The 20,433-nt window shown below is 66.6% G+C and carries 24 protein-coding genes and 1 pseudogene; 15 read left to right on the top strand and 10 right to left on the bottom strand.

The genetic code is table 11. The features are described 5' to 3' along the window. Positions 1 to 87: 87 nt before the first annotated feature. Positions 88 to 309, top strand: coding sequence for a DUF1654 domain-containing protein (locus tag N0B71_RS17520; protein ID WP_259753938.1), 222 nt, complete (start codon positions 88 to 90; stop codon positions 307 to 309). 127 nt (positions 310 to 436) lie between these two features. Here the strand turns inward: N0B71_RS17520 and N0B71_RS17515 are convergent, their stop codons facing one another. Beyond that, the gene (locus N0B71_RS17515) at positions 437 to 874 is read right to left on the bottom strand and encodes a hypothetical protein (RefSeq protein WP_259753937.1); all 438 of its coding nucleotides are present in this window, start codon (positions 872 to 874) and stop codon (positions 437 to 439) included. Positions 875 to 1,191: 317 nt separating this feature from the next. Then, positions 1,192 to 1,380 (bottom strand): hypothetical protein, encoded by a 189-nt coding sequence (locus N0B71_RS17510; RefSeq protein ID WP_259753935.1) that lies wholly within the window; start codon positions 1,378 to 1,380, stop codon positions 1,192 to 1,194. 290 nt (positions 1,381 to 1,670) lie between these two features. Between N0B71_RS17510 and N0B71_RS17505 the strand changes: the two genes are divergently transcribed. The 4 genes from N0B71_RS17505 to N0B71_RS17490 all read left to right on the top strand — a co-directional run bounded on the left by N0B71_RS17505 (position 1,671) and on the right by N0B71_RS17490 (position 4,625). Next, positions 1,671 to 1,943, top strand: coding sequence for a hypothetical protein (locus N0B71_RS17505; RefSeq protein ID WP_259753934.1), 273 nt, complete (start codon positions 1,671 to 1,673; stop codon positions 1,941 to 1,943). A gap of 81 nt (positions 1,944 to 2,024) precedes the next feature. Continuing rightward, positions 2,025 to 2,909 (top strand): LysR family transcriptional regulator, encoded by an 885-nt coding sequence (locus N0B71_RS17500; protein ID WP_259753932.1) that lies wholly within the window; start codon positions 2,025 to 2,027, stop codon positions 2,907 to 2,909. A gap of 176 nt (positions 2,910 to 3,085) precedes the next feature. Beyond that, on the top strand, positions 3,086 to 3,922 hold the full coding sequence (locus N0B71_RS17495; protein ID WP_259753931.1) for a bifunctional allantoicase/(S)-ureidoglycine aminohydrolase: 837 nt from the start codon (positions 3,086 to 3,088) through the stop codon (positions 3,920 to 3,922). Positions 3,923 to 4,103: 181 nt separating this feature from the next. Beyond that, on the top strand, positions 4,104 to 4,625 hold the full coding sequence (locus tag N0B71_RS17490) for a hypothetical protein (RefSeq protein WP_259753930.1): 522 nt from the start codon (positions 4,104 to 4,106) through the stop codon (positions 4,623 to 4,625). Positions 4,626 to 4,629: 4 nt separating this feature from the next. Here N0B71_RS17490 and N0B71_RS17485 read toward each other — a convergent pair whose 3' ends face one another. Both N0B71_RS17485 and N0B71_RS17480 read right to left on the bottom strand, forming a co-directional pair. Further along, on the bottom strand, positions 4,630 to 5,478 hold the full coding sequence (locus N0B71_RS17485; RefSeq protein WP_259753929.1) for a CAP domain-containing protein: 849 nt from the start codon (positions 5,476 to 5,478) through the stop codon (positions 4,630 to 4,632). Between the two features lie 110 nt (positions 5,479 to 5,588). Next, positions 5,589 to 5,882 carry a putative quinol monooxygenase gene (locus N0B71_RS17480; protein ID WP_259753928.1) on the bottom strand — a complete coding sequence of 98 codons (294 nt, stop codon included), beginning with the start codon at positions 5,880 to 5,882 and terminating at the stop codon, positions 5,589 to 5,591. A 164-nt stretch (positions 5,883 to 6,046) separates the two neighbouring features. Here N0B71_RS17480 and N0B71_RS17475 point away from each other — a divergent pair, with 164 nt between their 5' ends. Continuing rightward, on the top strand, positions 6,047 to 6,640 hold the full coding sequence (locus N0B71_RS17475; protein ID WP_259753927.1) for an NAD(P)H-dependent oxidoreductase: 594 nt from the start codon (positions 6,047 to 6,049) through the stop codon (positions 6,638 to 6,640). A gap of 931 nt (positions 6,641 to 7,571) precedes the next feature. After that, positions 7,572 to 7,853 carry a peptidylprolyl isomerase gene (locus tag N0B71_RS17470; protein WP_015476599.1) on the top strand — a complete coding sequence of 94 codons (282 nt, stop codon included), beginning with the start codon at positions 7,572 to 7,574 and terminating at the stop codon, positions 7,851 to 7,853. Positions 7,854 to 7,898: 45 nt separating this feature from the next. On the opposite strand, the gene N0B71_RS17465 is transcribed toward N0B71_RS17470, so the two are convergent. Beyond that, on the bottom strand, positions 7,899 to 8,531 hold the full coding sequence (locus tag N0B71_RS17465) for a LysE family translocator (RefSeq protein ID WP_259753924.1): 633 nt from the start codon (positions 8,529 to 8,531) through the stop codon (positions 7,899 to 7,901). A 206-nt stretch (positions 8,532 to 8,737) separates the two neighbouring features. Then, positions 8,738 to 9,397: a response regulator gene (locus tag N0B71_RS17460; RefSeq protein ID WP_259753922.1), complete on the bottom strand. Its 660-nt coding sequence runs from the start codon at positions 9,395 to 9,397 to the stop codon at positions 8,738 to 8,740. A gap of 27 nt (positions 9,398 to 9,424) precedes the next feature. Here N0B71_RS17460 and N0B71_RS17455 point away from each other — a divergent pair, with 27 nt between their 5' ends. The 4 genes and pseudogenes from N0B71_RS17455 (at position 9,425) to N0B71_RS17445 (ending at position 13,283) form a co-directional block, all read left to right on the top strand. After that, positions 9,425 to 11,182: a hybrid sensor histidine kinase/response regulator gene (locus N0B71_RS17455; RefSeq protein ID WP_259753920.1), complete on the top strand. Its 1,758-nt coding sequence runs from the start codon at positions 9,425 to 9,427 to the stop codon at positions 11,180 to 11,182. 134 nt (positions 11,183 to 11,316) lie between these two features. Continuing rightward, positions 11,317 to 12,045 (top strand): annotated as a pseudogene (locus N0B71_RS28290) (PAS domain-containing protein); the annotation flags it as partial. A 9-nt stretch (positions 12,046 to 12,054) separates the two neighbouring features. Beyond that, positions 12,055 to 12,633, top strand: coding sequence for a methyl-accepting chemotaxis protein (locus N0B71_RS28285; protein ID WP_442964682.1), 579 nt, complete (start codon positions 12,055 to 12,057; stop codon positions 12,631 to 12,633). Positions 12,634 to 12,731: 98 nt separating this feature from the next. After that, positions 12,732 to 13,283 (top strand): hypothetical protein, encoded by a 552-nt coding sequence (locus tag N0B71_RS17445; protein ID WP_259753918.1) that lies wholly within the window; start codon positions 12,732 to 12,734, stop codon positions 13,281 to 13,283. A gap of 36 nt (positions 13,284 to 13,319) precedes the next feature. Here the strand turns inward: N0B71_RS17445 and N0B71_RS17440 are convergent, their stop codons facing one another. Further along, a complete protein-coding gene (locus N0B71_RS17440) occupies positions 13,320 to 13,949 on the bottom strand; it encodes a hypothetical protein (RefSeq protein ID WP_259753917.1) in 630 nt (209 codons plus the stop codon). A 145-nt stretch (positions 13,950 to 14,094) separates the two neighbouring features. Here N0B71_RS17440 and N0B71_RS17435 point away from each other — a divergent pair, with 145 nt between their 5' ends. Beyond that, positions 14,095 to 15,219: a PilT/PilU family type 4a pilus ATPase gene (locus N0B71_RS17435; protein WP_259753916.1), complete on the top strand. Its 1,125-nt coding sequence runs from the start codon at positions 14,095 to 14,097 to the stop codon at positions 15,217 to 15,219. A gap of 176 nt (positions 15,220 to 15,395) precedes the next feature. Here the strand turns inward: N0B71_RS17435 and N0B71_RS17430 are convergent, their stop codons facing one another. Next, positions 15,396 to 16,628, bottom strand: coding sequence for an SGNH/GDSL hydrolase family protein (locus N0B71_RS17430; RefSeq protein ID WP_259753915.1), 1,233 nt, complete (start codon positions 16,626 to 16,628; stop codon positions 15,396 to 15,398). A 106-nt stretch (positions 16,629 to 16,734) separates the two neighbouring features. On the opposite strand from N0B71_RS17430, the gene N0B71_RS17425 reads away from it, so the two are divergent. Together N0B71_RS17425 and N0B71_RS17420 are read left to right on the top strand one after the other, a co-directional pair. After that, entirely contained in the window at positions 16,735 to 17,643 is a 909-nt protein-coding gene (locus tag N0B71_RS17425; RefSeq protein WP_259753914.1) for a LysR family transcriptional regulator, read from the top strand. 88 nt (positions 17,644 to 17,731) lie between these two features. Beyond that, positions 17,732 to 18,283, top strand: coding sequence for a hypothetical protein (locus N0B71_RS17420; RefSeq protein WP_259753912.1), 552 nt, complete (start codon positions 17,732 to 17,734; stop codon positions 18,281 to 18,283). Here N0B71_RS17420 and N0B71_RS17415 read toward each other — a convergent pair. Together N0B71_RS17415 and N0B71_RS17410 are read right to left on the bottom strand one after the other, a co-directional pair. Beyond that, the gene (locus tag N0B71_RS17415; RefSeq protein ID WP_259753911.1) at positions 18,280 to 19,185 is read right to left on the bottom strand and encodes a YihY/virulence factor BrkB family protein; all 906 of its coding nucleotides are present in this window, start codon (positions 19,183 to 19,185) and stop codon (positions 18,280 to 18,282) included. The genes N0B71_RS17420 and N0B71_RS17415 overlap by 4 nt on opposite strands. A 155-nt stretch (positions 19,186 to 19,340) precedes the next feature. Next, a complete protein-coding gene (locus tag N0B71_RS17410; protein ID WP_259753910.1) occupies positions 19,341 to 19,775 on the bottom strand; it encodes a PGDYG domain-containing protein in 435 nt (144 codons plus the stop codon). Between the two features lie 214 nt (positions 19,776 to 19,989). Between N0B71_RS17410 and N0B71_RS17405 the strand changes: the two genes are divergently transcribed. After that, entirely contained in the window at positions 19,990 to 20,427 is a 438-nt protein-coding gene (locus N0B71_RS17405; protein WP_259753909.1) for a hypothetical protein, read from the top strand. Positions 20,428 to 20,433 lie beyond the last annotated feature (6 nt).

Below are 20,433 nucleotides of genomic sequence, written 5' to 3'. Positions count from 1 at the left end.
CAGCCAACCGATGATCACTCAGGCCTTTACAAGAAATACTGTATTTACATACAGTACTTTCCATCCACCCCGAACCGGAGGCCTCCCATGCACGCCGCACCTTACGAACAGCTGTCCGCCCGCGTGAACGCCCTGCTGGCAGACCCGACCACCCTGAAGAACCTCGGCATCACCCTGCGCCGCGAGCCCAGCGACGATTCCGCCGCCTGGAGCCAATTGGTCACCGACCTGCGCCAGACCCCGAACCTGACGCTGCTGCCCTTGCAGGACGGCGCGATTCGCCTGGCGTGGCATAGCTGGCTGGATTGAGGCATTGGGTTTACACCGAAATGGCATGCCTGCACATTGTGGTGGCATCAGCAGGATTGCCTTGGAAAATCGAATTGCAGGACGAAGCGGCGCGGCGCTCCATCCTGCAAGGAGCAGGGAAATATTCTTACCAGCGCTTGCCGTCGTGGCTGAAGTAAGTCGTGTCCTGACCATCGGAGCTGTTGGGTCTGCTTCTGGAGTAGCCACCGTTGCTGTATGAGGTATCCGAGCCACCGTTCACGTTCGCGCTGCTGGACGAGTAGGTGCCGTCGCTATAGCGGGTATCCACACCACCGTTAACGTTTGACTGACTGGTTGAGTACGTTCCATCGCTGTAATTGGTATCCAGCCCACCGTTAACGTTTGCGCGACTGGTCGAGTGGCGCCCGTCGCTGAATCGGGTGTCATATCCCCCGTAGTAGTTCTTGCGGCTACTCGACCAGGTGCCATCGTCGTAGTTGCAGTCATTTCCGCCGTACGCATTCGGCCGACAACTATCCGCCACAGCCTGATAAATCGGCGACGACAACAGAACCGCACCCAGCAGAACTAGCTTGAGCTTCATGGACATTCCTTACGAGATCGTCTCGTGATCCAGGGAAACTGATGGCGCGCGCCACACCCTTGTGGCGCTGGCGCCTGGCACCTCGAAAGCGTGTTGGGTATTGCGACAAAGGCGGGGGTGGAGCGAACTCCTCGATCAGGCCAGAGGAAAGAGCCGCCTTCCGGGCCGGATGCTGAAGTGCGGAGATGGCGGCTTGCCATTACAGACCGGAGCGCTGGAGCGGAGTTTCCAGAGCGAAATAATTGCTTACACAGGCTAGGCTCAGACCAGCTGGAGGGAACTCGGGATGGGCTGCGCACGCGCCATCCCGAGCTTGCTCATGGAGTCCCCATCCGCGCCGTATCGGCGATGGCGTTACAGGTTTCCGGGTTGAGGCAGTAGGTGATGTAGGTCGCCTGCTTGTTACAGCCGCGCACGCCGATGGTGTACTCGGTGCGCTCCATGGCGCGGCGCACGTTGGTGACCTTGCTCGACAGCACGCTGCTGGTCACCGCCTCACAGTTCATCTAGAACTTCGCCCGCGATTCGGTGGCCTTGATCGCGCCCTGCTGGTTGGGGCGAGGAACTCTTCATTACTCATGCAACCGGACAACGCGGCAACTGCGGCCAGCTCCGGCAGGGACTGCGGTAGACGTTTCATGAAGACCCTCTACGTGTGATTCCCCCGGTAGAGCCAGCTTTTGGAATCTTGATCGACTGAGAGGAACACCTGACGTGCAGTCCGTCGGCTGAAACGGCACAGCGCCACTACGCTTCTACGCTCACCTCTGAGGGTATTGCAGTGGAGCGACGCGTGATGAATCTCGACGACGATTTCGACCTCAGCGATTTCAACTTCGATGACTTGAACAGTGATGAACTGAGCCTGGTCCCCATGGAACCCGCCGCCGCGCCCGTGGCGGCGATGCCAGCCAAGCCCAAGGCCAGGTTCCAGATCGACACCCGCCACGGCGAGCGCCGGTGCAGCGCCGATCGACGACAAACCATTCGCTTCGAAGATGACCGCCGCAAGGGCGACCGCCGCGGCAGCAGCGTCTTCGATCCGTGGGCAAAGACCGTCGACTTCTGAGCGCAGCTGGCGCCAGGTGATTTGCCGGGCTCGGGGTGAGCTGTTAGAAAGCGGTATCGCATTCAGATTTCCGATACCGCCATGAGCGACAGTGACAAACCAAATACCCGCCTCTTCGATCTCGATCTGCTCCGCGCCATCGTCACGGTGGCCGACTGCGGCAGTTTCACCACGGCCGCCGCTCGCCTGCACTCGACCCAGTCCACCGTCAGCCAGAAGATCCGTCGGCTGGAGGAGATGGCCGGGCACCGCCTGCTGGAGCGCGGCAATCGCGACGTGCTGCCCACCGACGCGGGCGACACGCTGCTGGGTTATGCCCGACGCCTGTTGGCATTGAATGACGAGATGGTCGAGGCGCTGTCCGGCGCCACCGTGGCGCTGACGGTGCGCATCGGCGTGCCGGACGATTTCGCCACCGGGCGCACCACCGAACAACTGGCAGCCTTCAACCGCCGCTACCCGCAGGTGAAGCTGGAGGTCACCAGCGGCCTGAGCCGCGACCTGTCCGCCAGCTATGACCGGGGCGAGCTGGACCTGGTGCTGCTCAAGCAACGGCAGAACGCCCGCGAAGCAGTGGCCTGCTGGCCGGAGAAAACGCGCTGGGTGGACAGCGCGAAGAACGCCTGCATCGAACTGGACCCGCTGCCCATCGTGACCTTCCCGCCGCGCGGGGTGTACCGCGACGAGATGATCGCCGCGCTGGAATCCATCGGCCGGCGCTGGCACATCAGCTTCACCAGTTCGAGCCTGTCCGGCATCCAGTCGGCCATCGCCGACGGCATGGGCATCGGCCTGCTGCCGCAGCGCGCGGTAACGGCCGGCCACGCCGTGCTGCCGAAGAATATCGGGCTACCCTCGGTGGACGTGTTCGAGGTGGCGATGCTGCACCGGCCAGCGGTGGACCCGATGGTGAAGGAGCTGGCGCGGGTACTGTCGCGCGTGCTGGCGCAGGATACACAGGGCTGACAGGCATTCAGAAACCAAATACAGCGGATTCCAACATTTAATTTGTGCATGAACACGGCGCTGGATATCGTGGCTGCCAGCGACGGCCCGCGCACCGACAGCGCGCCGCTCTGCACGCATTGCCCGCCACGGCGCCGCACGCGCCGGGGCAGCAAGACAACAATGAGGAAGTACCCATGGCCAAATCCACCTATTACGCGCCGCACGGAGGGCACCCGGCACAGACCGAGCTGCTCACCGACCGCGCCATGTTCACCGAAGCCTATGCCGTTATCCCCAAGGGCGTGATGCGTGACATCGTCACCAGCCACCTGCCCTTCTGGGACAACATGCGCATGTGGGTCATCGCCCGCCCGCTGTCGGGCTTCGCCGAGACCTTCTCGCAGTACATCGTCGAACTGGCGCCCCAGGGCGGCAGCGACAAGCCCGAGCAGGACGTCAACGCCGAGGCGGTGCTGTTCATCGTCGAAGGCGAGCTGACCCTGACCCTGCAGGGCGAAGTGCACACGATGCAGCCGGGCGGCTATGCGTTCATTCCGCCGGGCGCCGACTACAAGGTACGCAACACCAGCGGCCAGCACACCCGCTTCCACTGGATTCGCAAGCACTACCAGAAAGTCGATGGCGTACCGCTGCCCGAAGCCTTCGTCACCAACGAGCAGGACATCGAGCCGAAGGTCATGCCCGATACCGAAGGCCGCTGGAGCACCACCCGCTTCGTCGACATGGCCGACATGCGCCACGACATGCACGTGAACATCGTGAACTTCGAGCCGGGCGGCGTGATTCCGTTCGCCGAGACCCACGTGATGGAACACGGCCTGTACGTGCTCGAAGGCAAGGCGGTGTACCGCCTGAACCAGGACTGGGTCGAAGTGGAAGCCGGCGACTTCATGTGGCTGCGCGCCTTCTGCCCGCAGGCCTGCTACTCCGGCGGCCCCGGTCGCTTCCGCTACCTGCTGTACAAGGATGTGAACCGCCACATGCGCCTGACCCTGAACCAGCCGCACTAAAGTGGCAGGTTGAGGCGGGAACCACCCCGGTTCCCGCGGAGCACATGAAAACCGGCGCCCTGGCGCCGGTTTTTCTTTGTGCATTGCCCCACGCCGTGATCCGCCTCACAGGGCGAGCGGCGAGCACTCTGCTAAAAAGTCTGGCTGAAGGACGTTTCGTACTCGCCGAGGAAACACACACATGGATGTCCGGTTCCTGCCGCAGACCGAGTTCGACAACGTCCACTTCTACCGCGCCGTCACCCTGCTGATCCTGCTGGCAATGGCCGCGTTCACGCTGATCAAGCTGTTCAGCGGCGTGGTTGCCCTGTTCTCCGCCCTGCCCCTTTGCCTGCTGCTGCTCGGCGCACGCTTCGCCGTGGAATGGCGGCGGGTATCGAAGGCCGAACCGGCGTTCATCGACAAGGGCGAACTGGTGCTGTGCGGCAAGGACAGCCACCGGCAGGTCGCCCTGGAGAAGATCAGCTCGGTGCGCAGCCGCCACAGCCTGTTCATGGTGCGGCGCTATCGTTCCTGGTCGGAGCACCTGGCCTTCGTCGAATTCACCCTGGACAACGGCGAGCAGGTGTCCACCCTGGCCGAGAGCCGCGTGCTGGAGCTACCGGCAGCCTCGGGCACGCTGGCAGCGGTCGAGGCCGCCGTCCTCGCGGCAAAGGTCAAGCGCCAGGCCAGCGAGCCGGGCGCCACCCGCGGCGATCGATGACGGCTCAGGGCGAGCCGAACAGCGCCGTCCAGTAGATACCCGCGTCACTCTTCGGGTCAGCCGCGTAGGCGGCGCCCAGCTCGCTGTACTGCGGGTTCATCAGGTTGGCGCAGTGGCCGGGGCTGGTCAGCCAGCTGTCCACCACCTTCTGCGCGTTGCCCTGCCCGGCGGCGATGTTCTCGCCGATGCGCTGGCCGGCGTAGCCGTTGAGCTCCGCGCGGTCGCCCGGCGTGCTGCCGTCGCGGCCCTTGTGGTCGAAGTAGTTGTTGTTGGCCATGTCGCGGCTATGGGCTTCGGCGGTGCCGCCCAGGGTCGCGTTCCAGCTCAGCGCCGGGGCCGGCGTGAACGCTTGCCCACCGCACTGACGCGCATGGCTGCGCGCGGCGTTGATCGCCTGCAGCAACTGCTGGCCTTCAGCTTCCCAGGTGCCCAGCTTGCCCTGCAGCAGCGGGCGGCCGAGCAGCACGCGCCAGTCATCGCCCTCGCGGACGATGCCGACGTCGACGAATTGCGGGTCCAGCAGTACCTGGCAGAAGCTCTCCTGCAGCGCCTTCATCGCGGCCGTCACATCACGCGGGCCGGTGAGGCTGAGCATGCGCACGCTGCTCATCGGGTAGCCGGCGCGGTTCAGCGCCGCCTTCCACTCGCCCGCCGACGCCGGCAGCGCCAGGCGCGGGTCCGGCGATAGCGGCGGCAACACCTGGGAAGCCTGCCCCGCGCAGGACTGCACGTCGCCGCGGTAGGCGTTGATGGCTTCGAGCAGTTGGTCCTGGTCGGCCGCGCTGGCGCCGGCGGCGGCCAGCAGGCCGAACGACAACAGCAGGCTACGCAAAAGGAACGACTGGCTGGGCATGGACGGCTCCGATGGTCGAAAAGGGCTCAATGATGCGTGATTTCTCCGCATTTGGCTGCGCCCGCGAGACACAGGTTCCGCGACGGCTGAAGGTTCTTGCCCGCGGTCGCTCAGCGCGGCTGCATCACCTCGACTTCCTGGATGGCGAAATCGCGGCGCAGGTAGTCCATGCGCCGCTCGTGGAACTCGCGCATGTGCGGCAGCGCAGTGTGGATGGCCAGGTGTTCGCGGCTCTGCCAGACCTCGAAGAAGGTGAACAGGGTCGGGTCGCTGGCATCGCGCAGCATGTGGTACTGAAGGCAGCCCTCTTCGGCGCGGCTCGGGGCGAGGTAGGTGCGGAAGAGGTCTTCGAAGGCCTGGGATTTTTCCGGGAGGGTGTGGGCCTGGAGGATGAAGGCATACATCGGGGCGGTACCTGTGGCAGGAAAGATTGCCCTATGCTGACGCAAATCAATCTTCTGCATTCTTGATTCTCACGCACGGATCATTTGTCCGAAAACGGGTGTTTCCGCCCTGCCCCGGTCGATATTCTGCCGCCATCGAATTTCTGACTTGCGGAGCCCACTCCATGAAAAAGATCCTGCTGATCAATGGCGGCAAACAGTTCGCTCACTCCGACGGCCGCTACAACGCCACCCTGCATGAAGCCGCCATCGCCCACCTGGACCGCGCCGGTTTCGACGTGAAGCAAACCTTCGTCGACGGCGGCTACGACATCCAGGAAGAAGTGCAGAAGATGCTATGGGCCGACGTGATCGTGTACCAGATGCCCGGCTGGTGGATGGGCGCGCCCTGGACGGTCAAGCAGTACCTCGACGAGGTATTCACCGCCGGCCACGGCAGCCTCTACGCCAACGACGGTCGCACCCGCTCCGACGCCTCGCAGAAGTACGGCAGCGGCGGCCTGCTGCAGGGCAAGCAGTACATGATCTCGGCGACCTGGAACGCACCGCAGCAGGCCTTCGACGACCCTACCGACTTCTTCGAGGGCAAGGGCGTGGACGCGGTGTATTTCCCCTTCCACAAGGCCAACCAGTTCCTGGGCATGAGCCCGCTGCCCACCTTCCTGTGCGTGGACGTGATGAAGCGCCCGAACATCGAGAACGATGTGCAGCGCTACCTGCAGCACCTCAGCGCCGTGCTGGGTACTGCGCAGGCCTGAGGGGCCGGGCGTAGGAGTGAACTTCGTCCGCGGTGATTGCCCGGGCGGTACCGGTGCCGGGCGGTTCGCGAGCAAGCTCGCTCCTACAAAAGGCGGCAGCCCGGGATGGCCGCGCGTGATCGCGCGGTCGCGGGCATGGCCCGCTCCTACAGCCGTGATCGTTTTCCGCAGGCACGTTCTCCATCCGGGCGATGCCTATCGCGGATGAATCCGCTCCTACGCATGCCCCGCAAACACCAGCGCGGGTAGCGACCTGTAGGAGCGTGCCATGCACGCGATCCGTCGGCAGGGCCGACGCCGATCCACTTGCCCACCCGTTCCGGGAGACTGTGCAACGCCATCGGCGTTGGCCGCGCGTGATCGCGCGGTCGCGGGCGTGGCCCGCACCTACAGTGGCGATCATATTCCGCCGGCACGTTCTCCATCGGGGCGATGCCCATCGCGGATGAATCCGCTCCTACGCATGCCCCGCAAACACCAGCGCGGGTAGCGACCTGTAGGAGCGTGCCATGCACGCGATCCGTCGGCAGGGCCGACGGCAGGTCCATTCCCCTACCCGCGCAGGGAGAACAGGCAACGCCATCAGCATTGGCCGCGCGTGTCGCGCAGTCGCGGGCGTGGCCCGCTCCTACAGCCGTGATCGTTTTTTGCCGGCACGTTCTTCATCTGGGCGATGCCTATCGCGGATGAATCCGCTCCTACGGCAATGCCCCTGCTGCAACAGCCGGGGGAGAACCTGTAGGAGCGAGCTTGCTCGCGAACGGATTTACCGGCGGGCTCGAAGCTGGGCGGTTCGCGAGCAAGCTCGCTCCTACAATGAAGAGCCGCTCACGGGCATCGCAACACCGAACCACTGGGCAACCCGCATTGGGTTCGGGCCCGGAATCAGCTAGGCTTCGCCCTTTCCTACTGCCTGTTCAGGAGTTATCCCATGGCCCGTGCATCCGCCCGTCACATCCTGGTTTCCAGCGAAGCCAAGTGCAATGAACTCAAAGCTGCCATCGAAGGCGGCGCCGATTTCGCCCAGGTGGCGCGTGACAACTCCACCTGCCCGTCCGGCCGCAGCGGCGGCGACCTGGGCACCTTCCGCCCGGGCCAGATGGTTCGCGAGTTCGACCAGGTCGTGTTCAGCGCGCCGTTGAACGTCGTCCAGGGTCCGGTGAAGACCCAGTTCGGCTACCACCTGGTGGAAGTGACCAGCCGCGAAGACTGATCCGCTTCGCCCGCGCCGCGCCCGCCTGGGTGCGGCGCTACCGCGCTACACCACCCCGCCCCGCGCCACCAGCATCACCCCCAGCCCCACCAGCACCGAGCCGCACACCCGCGGCATCAGTTGCTGCCCGCGCCCCTGCCCGAGCGCGCCGAGCAGCAGCGATGCGAACAGCACGGCGAGTACGTCGGCGGTGGAGAACACCAGGTTGACGATCATCCCGAGGATGAAGAACTGCAGCCCCACCGGCAGGCTCGCGGCCGGGTCGACGAATTGCGGCAGGAAGGTCAGGAAGAACAGCGCCGTCTTGGGGTTGAGCACCTCGACGATGATGCTGTCGCGCAGCACCTTGGGCCGCGCCTCGCGCTCCTCTTCGCCGCTCCCGCCCAGGCGGCGCCGGCCGAAGATCATCGAGCCGCCCAGCCAGATCAGGTAGGCCGCACCCGCCAGCTTCAGGGCCAGGTAGAGCGTCGGCGCGTGATGCAGCAAGGCGGCGAGGCCAGCGCTGGCGGCGAGGATATGCGCGTAGCAACCCAGGTGGATGCCCAGCGCGGCGTGGAGGCCGGCGCGGCGGCCGTGGGCGAGGGTCTGCGAGGTCATGTAGAGAATGGCCGGGCCGGGCATGCAGGCGAAGGCCAGCGTCGCCACGGCGAACGAGGCCCAATAGGCAGGCAAAGTCATGGTGTGATCCTTCCCTTGATCGGGTATCGGCCGGCGTGCATCCGGGCAGCGCCTGGTCCGTGAAGGGAAGGTTAGGGAGCGCCCCGGTCCGGGCACATACGGCAGTTGCCGTATTTTTTCCGCCGGTGCGCGGCGCTAGCCTCTGTTCCCAGCTTTCCGGGAACAGGACGTTCAGCATGGCCACGCAGGCGCACCACCGAGTCGACTCAGGCGCTGGGCACGCCCAGGCGCACGGCGTAGGCCGCCAGCTCCGCAGTGCTGTGCAGATCGAGCTTGCGCATCAGGTTCTCGCGGTGCTTGCGCACCGTCAGCGGGCTGATGCTGAAGTGCTCGGCGATCTCCCTTGCGCTGCGGCCCTGGGCGGCCAGGGTGAGGATCTGCCGCTCACGCTTGGTCAGTTCCACCGCCGAGAGCAGGTCGGCATCGCCCGAGGGGTGCGTGCCCGGGCTGTCCAGCTGGAAGCGCAGGCTGCGCGCCAGGTAGTGCTGGCCGCCGCGCAGGGCGGCGATGGCTTCGAGCAACTCGCCGGTGTCCTCGCCCTTGCTCAGGTAGCCGTGCACCCCGGCGTCGAGCACCGAGCGCACGGTGGCCAGTTCGGTGTTGGCGGTGAGCACCAGGATTCTCAGCCGGGGATGACGCTGGCGCAGTTCATGGATGAACTGCAGCCGGTTGAGGCCGGGCATGTTCAGGTCGAGCAGCAGCAGGTCTGCGCGCTGCTCCTCCAGCAGGGCCTGCAGGCGCAGGCCGTCCGCCGCCTCGCCCACCACCTCGATGCCGTCGAGGGTGGACAGCAACAGGCGCAGGCCATCGCGGACGATGCCGTGGTCATCGGCGATCAGCACTCGCCACTCGCGCTTCCCTTCCATCATTCGTCTCCCTGAGGCCTTCCGGACATGGACAACAATCCGCTGCAGCGCGACCTGGCCGATCTGTTGTTTCGCCAGTCGTACGCCGTGCTCTTCGCCAACCTGGTGATTCCCGTGCCGGTGCTGTTCATCTTCCGCAGCGCCCTGACGCCGACCGCGATGGTGTGCTGGTTGGCCGCGCTGTACGCGCTCACGCTGGGGCGGATTGTCCTGGCACGCACGTACTTCCGGCAAGCCCCGGCGCGCACGCGGGAAGCAAAATGGCTATGGACCAACACGCTGCTGTCCTGGGCCAGCAGCCTGCTCTGGGGTTGGCTGGGCTGGGTCGGCTTCGTCCATGGCGACCCGCAACTGTTCGCCTTCACCTGCATCGTCCTCACCGGCCTTGTGTGCGGCGCGGTGCCGTCGCTGTCGGCCTTCCCGCCCGCCTACATCGGCTCGCTCGCGGCGATGCTGCTGCCTATGCTGCTGCGCTGCCTGAGCGTGTCCGACGAGCAGCACACCACCTACAGCTTCTTCATCCTCTGCCTGGCCGGGGTCAACCTGTACTACAGCCGGGTGACCTACCGCAGCCTGTGCGAGACCATCCGCCTGCGCCAGGAGAACTCCGAGCTGGTGCACGACCTGCGCGAACAGCGCGATCGCGCCCGCGCCGCCGACCAGGCCAAGTCGCGCTTCCTCGCCGCCGCCAGCCACGACCTGCGCCAGCCGATCCACGCCCTGGGTCTGTTCGTTGGCGCCCTCGCCGCCCTCGCCGAACGCGGCCCCGTGGAGCCCCGCCAGGCGCGCGACATCGCCACGCGCCTGCGCGGCATGCTCGGCAACCTGGGCGACCTGCTCAATGGCCTGCTGGATATCTCGCGCCTGGACGCCGGCGTGGTGCCCGTGGAGCGCGAGCCGGTCAGCCTCGCCAAGCTGTTCGCCGACCTGCGCGCCGAATTCGCCGGCACCGCCGCCGAGCGCTGCCTGGACTGGCGCGTGCACAGCAAGCCCGTGTGGATCGACAGCGACCCGCTGTTGCTGCGGCGCATCCTCGACAACTTGCTGACCAACGCCTTCCGCTACACCCTGCGCGGCGGCGTGCTGCTGGGCTGCCGGCGGCGTGGCGAGGAACTGGAAATCCAGGTGTGGGACACCGGCAGCGGCATCGATGCGGGCCTGCAGGACGTGGTCTTCGAGGAATTCGTCCAGCTGCATAACGCCGAACGCGACCGCAAGCAGGGCCTCGGCCTGGGCCTGGCCATCGTCCGCCATGCGGCGCGCCTGCTCGACCATCGCCTGCTGCTGAAGTCTCAGCCGGGTTGCGGCTCGGTGTTCTGCCTGCGCGTCCCCCTCGCCCATGCGCCGCTCCAGGCGGTGGCGCCGGTACAACGCAGCGACCACGACCACCCGGGCCTGGGGATCATGGTGGTGGAAGACGAGCCCGACGTGCTGCATGCACTGAGCAACCTGCTGGAGGTCTGGGGGCATCGCGTGTATGCCGGCACCAGCGCCCTCCTCGCCTGCCAGCGGCATATCGAAGCCAGCCATGTCGGCCGCGCGCCGGTGGACCTGATCCTCAGCGACTACCGCCTGGGCGACGGGCAGACCGGTGCCGACGCCATCCGCCGTATCCGCAGCTATCTCGCGCGCCAGGTGCCGGCGCTGATCATCACCGGCGACACCTCGTCCGAGCGCCTGCGCGAGGCCGCCGCCAGCGGCAGCCAACTGCTGCACAAACCGCTGGATACCGAGCAGCTGCGCCACGCCATCGCTGCCAGTCAGGAAATGACCAGCGCCGCCTGAAAACGGCGTCAGGCCTTCAAACACGGGGGCTACGTCGATTCATTCGAGGCTAAAGTCGTGGCCGGATCGGCCGATGCACTGGGTGACGCCATCCGGCACCAGCCTACGCGCCCACCACTTGAGAATGCCCACGAATGTTCAACTCGCGTTTGAAGCAGGAGCTGGCCGCCCTGCGTGAAGAGCTCGCCTCGGTCAACGAGGTCCGCGCCAGCCTCGACCAGGAAATGCTCGTCCTCTTCCTCGACCCCCGTGGGCGCATCGAATCGGTGAACGCCAATTTCGAGAAGGAAATGCTCCATCGCGGCGACCAGCTCATCGGCCGACCGCTGCTGGACCTGATCCCCGACCATGTACGCGGGCTGGACTTCCACCTGCGCGTCAAGCACGCCATCGAGCGCGGCGAACACCTGGCCGGAGTGATCCGCCTGCTGCGCGGCGATGGCGAGGAAGCCTGGCTGCGTTCGATCCTTCAGCCGATGCACGACAGCAGCGGCGTGGTCCGGCATTTCTCGATCCACGCCAGCGACCTGACCCGCACAATCGAGAATTCCCGCGAGCACGAGAACCTGATCGAGGCGCTGCAGCGCTCCACCGCGGTGATCGAATTCAACCTGCAGGGTGAAGTGATCACCGCCAATGACCGCTTCCTCAACGCCATGGGCTACAGCCTGGCGCAGATCCAGGGCAAGCATCACCGGATGTTCTGCGAGCCGTCGGAATACAACTCGTCGCAGTACGAGGCGTTCTGGAACAAGTTGCGCCGCGGCGAGTTCGTCACCGGGCGCTTCAAGCGCATCGACAACCGCGGCCACGAAGTCTGGCTGGAGGCCTCCTACAACCCGATCATCGACGCCCACGACCGCCTCTACAAAGTGGTCAAGTTCGCCACCGTGATCACCGAGCAGGTGCACCGCGAGAACGCCGTCGCGCAGGCCGCGACCATCGCCTTCGACACCTCGCAGAGCACTGACGACAGCGCCACCAAGGGCGCCGCGGTGGTCCAGCAGACGGTGGAGGTGATGCGCGAGCTGGCCGACCGCATGCAGGAGGCCGCCCAGGGCATCGAGGCACTGGACCGCCAGTCCCAGGCCATCGGCGCGCTGGTGCAGAGCATCCGCAGCATCGCCGACCAGACCAACCTGCTGGCGCTCAACGCCGCCATCGAAGCGGCCCGCGCCGGCGACCAGGGCCGCGGCTTCGCGGTGGTGGCCGACGAGGTGCGCCAGCTCGCCTCGCGCACCAGCGCCGCCACCGAGGAAATCACCCGCGTGGTGGAACAGAACCAGCACCTGGCCGGCCAGGCCGTGGCGATGATCGACCGCGGCAAGCAGCAGGCCGAGCTGGGCCTGGAGCTGTCCGGCCAGGCCGGCACGGTGATCATCGAGATCCAGGACAGCGCCCAGCGCGTGGTCAACGCCGTCGGCCAGTTCGCCAACCAGCTGTCGACCTGAGGAAGCGGGGCCGCTTGCCATCGAAAGGGCGCCAACCCAGCAGTGCCATCATCGTGCTATCTTCGCGCCCTTTTTTACATTGATGGAAAGGAAATCCCATGTCTGCCCGAATCACCTGCGCCGCACTCGCCGTCCTCCTGCTGCAAGGTTGCGGCATCACCATGCCGCGCTACGAACCCAGCTACGACAACGTCCAGGCGCTCAAGGCCAGGGAGCCGCTGGCCAAACTGGACGCTCCCAGCGTCACTGCGGCGCCCGGGCAGGACTCACTGATGGTGCGCGCCAACCCGGTGCGCAGCCCTGAAGGCAACCTGAGCAACCACGTGCAGAAGGCGCTGGAAAACGAGCTGCGCCTGGCTGGCCTGCTGCAGCCGGGGGCTGCCCGCCACCTGGCGGTCACCCTGCGCCAGACCGAGCTGGACGCCGCCGCCTTCGGCGATGGCAAGGGCACCCTGAGCGCAGAGTTCGACCTGCGCGAGCAGGACCGCTCGCTCTACAGCAGCACCAAGACCGTCAGCAGCAACTGGGACAGCAGCTTCATGGGCGCCGTGGCTATCCCGCGCGCGGCCAATGCCTTCAATCCGCTGGTGACCCGCCTGCTCGCGGAGCTGTATCAGGACCCGGCGTTCATCCGCGCCCTGCAGCAATAAGGGGAAAAACGGCGCGCCCGTGGCGCGCCGTCAGACTCAGGCGCGCAGCGGCGACGGACGCTGGGCGTACTTGAGGACCTGCTGGTCGGCCAGTTGCTTGAGCAACGCGTTGAACTGGCGGCCGAAGGCATCGGCGGCAGCGTCCTTGGGGGTGTTACCGGCCATGGGCAGGAACCAGATGCCGAACCAGGTACGGATCGACTCGTCGTTCTGCCGCGCCAGCAGCGGCTGGCCTTTCTCGTCCAGCACTTCCAGGGTCATGGTGTACTCATCCTTGGCCGTGCTCGGGATGATGAACAGCGTGAACCCGGTGATGAACCCGCCGACCATCGCAGCACCGCTGGAGCCGTGGTTGTACACCTTCAGCTTCAAGGTGTAGTCGCCCGGCTGCTTCTGGAACTCGTCCAGGGTGTAGCGGCTGAACATCCCCGAATCGCGCAGCAGATTTTCCAGCTGCGGCTTGAGTTGCTCCTTGGCCTGGGGGATCTCCACGGCGTTGGTGGCGCCCGGCTGCCCCTGGTAGAAATCGAAATCGACGAACACGCTCGGGCGTTGCTGGTAGGCCGCCATCGACGGCAGCTTGGTCTCGGCGACCTGATCCCCCGGGAAGCTGGCGCAGCCGGCCAGCGAAAGCGCCAGTGCGGCGCCCAACATCTTCAGTTTCATGACCCATCCTTGTTTGGCAGTGTGTCGCCGGGCGCCCTTGGCCGCGCGGCGGCGCTACTCTACTGATGGAGATGATCCATGGCAATTTGCCTTCACACATTGCACGGCACAGTTCACCCCACGACACGCCGAAAGCGGAGGCCCCATGAACGACGCCACACCGGACACCCTGCCGGATGTCTTCCACTACCTGGCCCTGCTGCCCGAGCGCGGCGGTTCCGACATGTTCTTCAGCGTCGGCGCGCCGCCGCACCTGAAGGCCGAGGGCCACAGCCAGCCGGCGGACGATCGCGTGCTGCAACCGGGCGAGGTGAAGACCCTGGCCTGGCAGCTGATGTCGCCGGCCCAGGCGCAGGACTTCGAGCGCGACCTGGAGATGAACCTGGCCCTGAGCGTGCCGGATATCGGGCGCTTTCGCGCCAATATCTACTTCCAGCGCGGCGAAGTGGCGATGGTGGTGCGGCTGATCAAGCAGGTGATCCCCGACGTCGCGTCCCTGGGCCTGCCGCCGATCCTCGACAAGCTGGCGATGCAGGATCGCGGGCTGATCCTGGTGATCGGCGCGGCCGGCGCCGGCAAGTCGACCACCCTGGCGAGCATGCTGGACTTCCGCAACCGCCACCGCTCCGGGCACATCGTGTGCATCGAGGACCCCATCGAGTTCCTCCACATGCACAAGAAATCCATCATCGACCAGCGCGAGGTCGGCCTGGACACCCACAGCTACGCGGACGCCCTGCGCAACGTGCTGCGCGAAGCGCCGGACGTGATCATGCTCGGCGAGATCCGCGACGCCGCCACCATGCAGCACGCGCTGCACTACGCCGAGACCGGGCACCTGTGCGTCGCCACGCTGCACGGCACCAGTTGCCGCCACGCCATCGAGCGCATCACCCGCTTCTTCCCCGACGAGGCGCGCCCGCAGGTGCTGGCGGACCTGTCGCAGAACATCCTCGCCCTGGTCGGCCAGCGCCTGGTGCCCGGCACCCACCAGCGCCGCGCCGTGGCGGTGGAGCTGGTGCTGGGCACGCCGCACATCCGCGGCATCATCCAGCGCGACGAACTGCCCGAGCTCAAGGGCGCGGTGGAACGCGCGCTGGAGAGCGGCATGCAGAGCTTCGACCAGAGCCTGTACAAGCTGCTGGAGGAAGGCCGGGTGAGCGCGGCCGACGCCCTCAAGTTCGCCGATTCGCGCACCGACCTCGCGCTGAAGATCAAGCTCGAACGCGGCGTGGACGACGACAGCATCGGGCCGGCATTCGGTAGCTGAGTTGCCCAGGCTGCCCTTCGTAGGAGCGAGGGGGACGCCCAGTTCTTGCTCGCGAACCGCGTTACTCCGCGCGCGTCTGTGAGCGGTGTTCGCGAGCATGGCTCGCTCCTACAGGTAAGACCGTCCGGCTCTTGTAGGAGCGGGCCATGCCCGCGATTAGCGCCCGCCGGGCGCTCCTACAGAATGCCCTTGAGCATCGCATCGATATCCACGCTTTCGGCCATCGCCCGGTTCCCCGCATCGCCGGGGTGCAGGTGGTCGCCGCTGTCGTAGGCCGGCAGCAGGCGCAGCGGGTGGGTCGGGTCGCGCAGGCGGGCGTCCAGGTCCAGCACCGCGTCGAACTCGCCGCTGTCGCGAATCCACTGGTTCAGCCGCTGGCGCAGCGCCTCCTTGTTGGCGGCATGGTAGTGCTCCACCGGCGAACCGCTCAGCGCCCGCTCGAATGGCAGGAGGGTCGCGCCGACGATGCGCACGCCGCGCACGTGGGCCTGGGCGATCAGTTGCCGGTAGCCGGCCACCAGGTCCTCGTACTGCACCAGCGGGTTGTTCGGCGCAAAAGTGCTGCCGGGCCAGGAGATGTCGTTGATGCCCAGCAGGACGATGGCCGCCGTCACGCCCGGCTTGGCCAACACGTCACGCTGGAAACGCACCAGCGCGCTCTGCCCCATGCCGTCGGAAAGCAGCCGCGCGCCGGAAATGCCCGCGTTGATCACGCCGACGTTGCGCGCCGCCAGCCGCTGCGCCAGCAGGTCCGGCCAGCGCTGGTTGCCGTCGAGGCTGGCGCCACGGCCATCGGTGATGGAGTCGCCCAGCACCGCCACGACGGGGCGCGGCGCGGGGTTCTCCACCAGCACGTCGGCGAGGAACAGCCGCGCCTGCATTGTGCCGTCCGCCGGCAGCCGCGCGGCGTCGAGCTGTTCGCCCGGCCCGCCATGGACGCGCTGCTTGCCGTCCCAGTGGAAGGTCTCGATGGCGGTGGGCTGCGGCAGGTAGATCGATACGGCCAGCTCGGCGAGCGCCGGCACCGCGAGGTCGAGCGGGTCGCTGAGCAGTTCGGCGCCCGGTGCGATGTACGCGGTGGGCTGGCCGGCGAAGGTCAGGCGACGGCTCGGGCCGCCCAGGCGCCCGGCCGGCGCGGCGAGCGCCACGGCGGCGCCGCCGATGGCCACCGGCTGGCTGCCGTAGGCGTTGGACAGCACGATGCGCACGCGCTGCCCACCGAGGCTGAGCTTCACGCTCTGGCGCAGCGTGTGGTTGCCGATCACCGGCGGCACGCCCAGGGCCAGCGGCACCTCCTTGCCCCAGGTGCGCTGCGGGCTGGCGCTCCAGGTGGCTTGCCAGTGTCCGTCCGCGGCCTGCGCCAGTGGCAGGGCAAGGGCGATCAGGGCGGCGAGCAGCAATCGTTTCATGGCGGTCCTCGGCATCAGTGATGGAATGGGCCACAGGCTGGGCCATTCCCAATCACGGTGGTAGACGGCATATTTGCAGACCCGTCATTCGATAAACGAATAGGACATGGATACCCTCAAGGCGTTGCACTGTTTCGTCCGCGCGGTGGAGCTGGGCAGCCTGTCCGCGGTGGCCCGCGAGTCCGGCAGCAGCCAGCCGACCGTAAGCAAGACCATGGCGGCGCTGGAGCGCCAAGTCGGCGCGCAGCTGCTGATCCGCAGCACCACCCGCGTGCAGCCCACCGAACAGGGCCGGCGCTTCTACGAGCATGCCCGGCGCATGCTGGAGAGTTACGCCGAAGGCGTCAGCGAGGCGCGCGGCGAGACCGAACAGGTGCGCGGGCGCCTTCGCGTCAGTGCCCCGGTGAGCCTGGGCGTACTGCGGCTGAACGCCCTGCTGCTGGAGTTCATGCAGCAGCACCCGGACGTCGAGGTGGAGTTGCTGCTCAACGACCGCTTCGTCGACCTCGCCGACGAGGGCATCGACCTCGCCCTGCGCCTGGGCGGCGAGCGGCCGGAACAGCTGATCGCGCGCCTGCTGGCGCGCTCGCCGCGCTACCTGGTCGCATCCCCGGCCTGGCTCGCGCGCCAGCCCGCACTGAGCCGCCCCGACGACCTGCCGCTGGCCGACTACCTGCGCTTCGCCTGGCTCGATGCCGGGCAGAACCTGTTGCTGCGCCACGGCGACGGCCGCGAGCTGAACCTCGCGACCCGCAGCCGCTACACGGTGAACAGCTCCCTGGCGATCCGCGAAAGCTATTGCCTGGGCGCCGGCTTCGGCCTGACCCCGGCCTGGCTGGTGGCCGACCTGCTGGCCGACGGCCGCCTGCAACGTCTGCTCCCGGACTGGCAGGGGCCTACCCAGGAGGCCAGTCTGCTGTATCCTTCGCGGCTTTTCCTGCCGGCCCGGACCCGCGCGCTGATCGATTTCCTCATCGAGCGCGTGCCGCGGCTGCCCGGTTTCGACGCTCTCTGAGCGGCAACGGCTATGCTTCTGGCCAATAAGCAGAACCGGCGCGCCCACCGACCGGTCGAACCCTGACATTCGCCCCCGAGGGACTTGCATGGGCAAGCAACACATTCCGTACCTGCTGGCGGCCCTGGCGTTGCCGGTGCTGCTGGCCGGCTGCTCGACCAGCGCCAGCAATCCCTGCGACGAACCCCTGAGCGGCGAGACCTGCCGCCAGGAACGCCTGCTCTACCAGAACGACATGCTGCAGGCGAAGCTGCTGATCGCCAGCGGTGACCTGGCCAACTACGAGCTGGCCGAAGCCCTGCTGGCCCGCGCCCTGGAGAAGGACGAGCGAGGCGAAGCGAGCTTCTACATGGCGCTGCTGAAGATCAAGGAAGGCCCGCAGGTGGACGAAGTGCTGCCGCTGCTGGAAAAAGCCGCCGATGCCGGGCAGCCCTACGCGGTGGCGCTGCTGTACAAGATCTGGTCCGAGCCCTTCTTGGTGGAACAGGCCGACCCGCAGAAGGCCGAGCGCTACCAGAAGGCCTATGGCAGCCTGGACGTCGCCAGGAGCGGCTACCCGTCCTTCGACAAGGCCACCGCGCTGGTCAACGCGCTGCTCAGCGAACCGCCCGCGGTCGCCGGCCAACCGCCCCAGCCCTAGCCCTCGTCAGGCGCCGGTGCGGCCTGGTCGAAGGTCTTCTCGCCGGCGTCCTTGCCGTGGGGCAGATGGTGCTCGATCACCGCGTTCAGCTCAGCGCCCAGCAGCAGTACCGCCGAGGAGATGTAGAAGTACAGCAGCAGCACGATGATCGCGCCGACGCTGCCGTACATGGCGTTGTAATCGGCGAAGTTCTTCACGTAGTAGCCAAAGCCCAGCGACGCGGCGATCCACAACACCACCGCCAGCACCGAGCCGGGCGTGATGAAGCGGAAGCGCTGCTGCACGTTGGGCGTGACGTAGTAGATGATCGCCACCGCCATCATCATCAGCATCACGATCACCGGCCAGCGCAGGATGCTCCAGAGGATCACCACGAAATCCTCCAGCCCTACCTTGCCGGCGATCCAGCCCATGACCTGCGGGCCGAGGATCATCAGCGCGGCGATCATCATCAGCATCGCCACCAGGCCGAAGGTGTAGAACAGCGACAGCGGGATGCGCTTCCACGCCGGGCGGCCTTCGCGCACGTCATAGGCGGCGTTGAGCGCGATCATCAGCGAGCGCACCGCCGCCGACGACGACCACAGCGCCACCACGATACCGATGGACAGCAGCCCGCCCTGGCGTTGCTGCAACTGGTCGATCACCGGGTTGACCTGCTCCAGCGCCTGCGCCGGCAACACGTAGTCGGCCTGCTGGCGGAGGAAGTCGAAGAACTCCGGCAGGTGCAGGAAGCCCAGCAGCGCGATGAGGAACAACAGGAAGGGAAACAGCGAGAACAGCCCCTGGTAGGCCAGGGCCGCGGCGTAGGTGGGCATCTCGTCGTCGAGAAATTCCTTCACCGTCAGGCTGATCAGTTTCCAGGGCCCCAGACTGAGCCCGCGCATGTCCATGAATCGCATCCCGCACCGTCCTCCCGTTGCGCATCCCGCTCGCCGGCGGCTGCAGGGTGGACCTGCGCAACGCCGGCAAAGTTGCATCAAATGCACGGCGCAGAGCGCCCGCCAGCACAGACCTTAGCCGCTGGCGGGGCGTGGAGGCCAGCGCGGGGACGCTTTCAGTCAGCCCGGCGATAGACCTTGGCGAAGCGTTCCGCCTTCACCACGCCGTAGTCGCCCGGAGCGTACTGCATGACCCAGTCGCCGGCCGCGCCGGTGAGACGGTCGCCACCGGCGGAGCGCAGCAGGGTGAAGGCGTCGTCCATGCGCCTGGCCAGCACAGGGCTGGGGATATTGCGGTAGGCGCCCGGCTCGCCGTGGGCCAGCGTGGCGTCGGCCGGCCGGTACTTCGGATCGAAGCGCTCGCGGGAAACCACCCAGCGCTCGCCCGTCGCACCGCGGATGATCGCGTCGCCAATGGCATAGCGGTTGGGGCCTTCCAGGCTCATCAGTTCGCCCGGTGCTGCAGCGAATTCGACGGTGACGGTTTCATCCTTCACCACGCGTTGCGCGGCGGGGTCGGTGCGAAGGTCCAGATGGGTCAGTTCGATCATGGCGTGCAGCGGGCCTGCGGAAAAGGTGGGGAAATGGCACCGCGCAAGCCTACGCGCAAAACAAACGCCCCGCGAGCGGCCAGCGGCTGGCGGTGCTCTACACTCACAGGCCATGAGCGCGTCGCCATGCCGGCAGAACCCGGCCCGGACCTGGCTGTCGCAGCCAATGACGCCGCGCCGTTGCACACCCCCATCAGCCGTACAGGAATACCCCATGCCGTTCGCTCGCCTCACCCTGCCCTTGCTGTTGCTCGCCAGCTTTGTCGTGCACGCCGAAGACTCCCCCGACGAGGCGAAATTCCTCAAGGAATCGGCGGACTATTTCGACCAGGTGACCAAGTCGAACCTGCCACGCCAGGTGGACAAGGTGACCACCCTCAACAGCGTGCAGCTCGACCCGGCGAAGAAGATGCTGTATTACCGCTACGCCATCTCCAACCTGCGCCTGGACGCCATGGACCTGGGTGCCCGCGCCAAGTTCGAGAACGGCCTGAAGAAGCAGCTCGAAGACACCACCTGCCAGCAGCCCGACCTGCTGCAGCGCTTTCGCGAGCACCACCTGAGCGTGACCCACGAATACGCCGGCAGCGACGCCAAGCCGCTGGCCAGCATCACCATCGACCCGCAGAACCTGAGCTGCGCCAAGACCTGACACTGC

The sequence above is a fragment of the Pseudomonas sp. GCEP-101 genome (genome assembly GCF_025133575.1).
Taxonomy (GTDB): domain Bacteria; phylum Pseudomonadota; class Gammaproteobacteria; order Pseudomonadales; family Pseudomonadaceae; genus Pseudomonas; species Pseudomonas nitroreducens_B.
The sequence above is the reverse complement of the archived record's forward strand: the minus strand, read 5'-3'. Positions and strand labels throughout refer to the sequence as shown.

Bases quoted from the DNA above. Each gene is read 5' to 3' on its own strand.
- N0B71_RS17480 (WP_259753928.1), bottom strand. From the start codon at position 5,882: ATGTATGCCTTCATCCTCCAGGCCCACACCCTCCCGGAAAAATCCCAG.
- N0B71_RS17415 (WP_259753911.1), bottom strand. From the start codon at position 19,185: ATGCGATTCATGGACATGCGCGGGCTCAGTCTGGGGCCCTGGAAACTG.
- N0B71_RS17430 (WP_259753915.1), bottom strand. From the start codon at position 16,628: ATGAAACGATTGCTGCTCGCCGCCCTGATCGCCCTTGCCCTGCCACTG.
- N0B71_RS17465 (WP_259753924.1), bottom strand. From the start codon at position 8,531: ATGACTTTGCCTGCCTATTGGGCCTCGTTCGCCGTGGCGACGCTGGCC.
- N0B71_RS17405 (WP_259753909.1), top strand. From the start codon at position 19,990: ATGCCGTTCGCTCGCCTCACCCTGCCCTTGCTGTTGCTCGCCAGCTTT.
- N0B71_RS17490 (WP_259753930.1), top strand. From the start codon at position 4,104: ATGGATGTCCGGTTCCTGCCGCAGACCGAGTTCGACAACGTCCACTTC.
- N0B71_RS17505 (WP_259753934.1), top strand. From the start codon at position 1,671: ATGAATCTCGACGACGATTTCGACCTCAGCGATTTCAACTTCGATGAC.
- N0B71_RS17520 (WP_259753938.1), top strand. From the start codon at position 88: ATGCACGCCGCACCTTACGAACAGCTGTCCGCCCGCGTGAACGCCCTG.
- N0B71_RS17470 (WP_015476599.1), top strand. From the start codon at position 7,572: ATGGCCCGTGCATCCGCCCGTCACATCCTGGTTTCCAGCGAAGCCAAG.
- N0B71_RS17455 (WP_259753920.1), top strand. From the start codon at position 9,425: ATGGACAACAATCCGCTGCAGCGCGACCTGGCCGATCTGTTGTTTCGC.
- N0B71_RS17425 (WP_259753914.1), top strand. From the start codon at position 16,735: ATGGATACCCTCAAGGCGTTGCACTGTTTCGTCCGCGCGGTGGAGCTG.
- N0B71_RS17500 (WP_259753932.1), top strand. From the start codon at position 2,025: ATGAGCGACAGTGACAAACCAAATACCCGCCTCTTCGATCTCGATCTG.
- N0B71_RS17420 (WP_259753912.1), top strand. From the start codon at position 17,732: ATGGGCAAGCAACACATTCCGTACCTGCTGGCGGCCCTGGCGTTGCCG.
- N0B71_RS17460 (WP_259753922.1), bottom strand. From the start codon at position 9,397: ATGGAAGGGAAGCGCGAGTGGCGAGTGCTGATCGCCGATGACCACGGC.
- N0B71_RS17445 (WP_259753918.1), top strand. From the start codon at position 12,732: ATGTCTGCCCGAATCACCTGCGCCGCACTCGCCGTCCTCCTGCTGCAA.
- N0B71_RS17510 (WP_259753935.1), bottom strand. From the start codon at position 1,380: ATGAACTGTGAGGCGGTGACCAGCAGCGTGCTGTCGAGCAAGGTCACC.
- N0B71_RS17485 (WP_259753929.1), bottom strand. From the start codon at position 5,478: ATGCCCAGCCAGTCGTTCCTTTTGCGTAGCCTGCTGTTGTCGTTCGGC.
- N0B71_RS17410 (WP_259753910.1), bottom strand. From the start codon at position 19,775: ATGATCGAACTGACCCATCTGGACCTTCGCACCGACCCCGCCGCGCAA.
- N0B71_RS17440 (WP_259753917.1), bottom strand. From the start codon at position 13,949: ATGAAACTGAAGATGTTGGGCGCCGCACTGGCGCTTTCGCTGGCCGGC.
- N0B71_RS17435 (WP_259753916.1), top strand. From the start codon at position 14,095: ATGAACGACGCCACACCGGACACCCTGCCGGATGTCTTCCACTACCTG.
- N0B71_RS17515 (WP_259753937.1), bottom strand. From the start codon at position 874: ATGAAGCTCAAGCTAGTTCTGCTGGGTGCGGTTCTGTTGTCGTCGCCG.
- N0B71_RS17495 (WP_259753931.1), top strand. From the start codon at position 3,086: ATGGCCAAATCCACCTATTACGCGCCGCACGGAGGGCACCCGGCACAG.
- N0B71_RS17475 (WP_259753927.1), top strand. From the start codon at position 6,047: ATGAAAAAGATCCTGCTGATCAATGGCGGCAAACAGTTCGCTCACTCC.